Origin of the sequence: Streptomyces sp. NPDC007856 (genome assembly GCF_042868225.1) — a bacterium.
GTDB lineage: Bacteria > Actinomycetota > Actinomycetes > Streptomycetales > Streptomycetaceae > Streptomyces.
Genome location: NZ_JBIAEC010000127.1, coordinates 1 through 1,027 on the forward strand (window position 1 = coordinate 1; position 1,027 = coordinate 1,027).

Consider the following 1,027-nt stretch of genomic DNA (forward strand, 5'->3'; position numbering starts at 1 on the left):
CGCACTCTGGACTGGTACTTGGACACCCTTGGCATGATCGTGTCCGACTTCCTGTTCCTCGACGGGCAGCGCCAGCGCGGGCCGACCATGGCGTTCATCCGCTGTGACCAGGGCAGCTTGGCGGTCGACCACCACACCCTCGCCCTGCACCTGGGGCCCGGCACCGGATACGTCCACTCCGCCTACCAGGTCACCGACCTCGACTCGATCGCCGCCGGCGGCGAGTACCTGGCCGAGCGCGGCTACAAGCGCAGCTGGGGCATCGGCCGGCACATCCAGGGCAGCCAGCTCTTCGACTACTGGCGCGACCCCGACCACTTCATGCTGGAGCACTTCGCCGACGGCGACCTGTTCTCCTGCGACCTCGAACCAGGGTGGGCGCCGATGTCGGCGAGCGGCCTGGCCCAGTGGGGCCCGCCGGTCACCCGCGACTTCCTGGGCGCGAGCCCGTCCCCGGCCAAGCTGCGCCAGGTCATGAGGGCCCTGCGCGACGACAACGAACTCGACCCCGCACGCCTGCTGGGCCTGATGAAAGCGATGAGCTCATGAGCACCAACGTTCTGCGCACCACCGACGGCTGGTGGGTCGTCCGCGACGAGCGGGCCGTCCGCATCGACACCAAGGCCGTCACCACCGCCGAACTGCTCGCCGACCGCGACGCGGTCCGTGAAGCCGCCGCCTCCACCGACAGCGGTACGCCCGTGGTCGACCTGGTGGCGCTGCCTCCGGTCACCACCCCCTGCCGGGTGGTCGCCCAGATGGTCAACTACCGCAGCCACGCCAAGGACTCGGGCTTCACCGGCGACATACCGCCCACCTTCTTCCGCAAGGCGTCCGGCTCGGTCAGCGGCCCGCACGACACGATCGTCCGCCCGGCACACGTGAACTTCCTCGACTACGAAGTCGAACTCGGCCTCGTCATGGGCGCGACGCTCCCGGTGGGCACAGTTGTGGAGGAGCAGGACCTTTCTTCGTACGTCGCCGGGCTCGTCCTCACCAACGACGTCAGCGCCCGCGACGTCCAGCT

2 protein-coding genes are annotated in these 1,027 nt (G+C 69.3%); both read left to right on the forward strand.

What is annotated here, in order from left to right; all coding sequences use genetic code 11:
- The coding region (locus ACFYOH_RS44895; protein ID WP_388638172.1) for a VOC family protein at positions 1 to 549 on the forward strand (549 nt) is incomplete at its 5' end.
- Positions 546 to 1,027, forward strand: a 482-nt coding sequence (locus ACFYOH_RS44900) for a fumarylacetoacetate hydrolase family protein (protein WP_388638175.1), incomplete at its 3' end; no start/stop codon positions are given. The genes ACFYOH_RS44895 and ACFYOH_RS44900, both read left to right, overlap by 4 nt.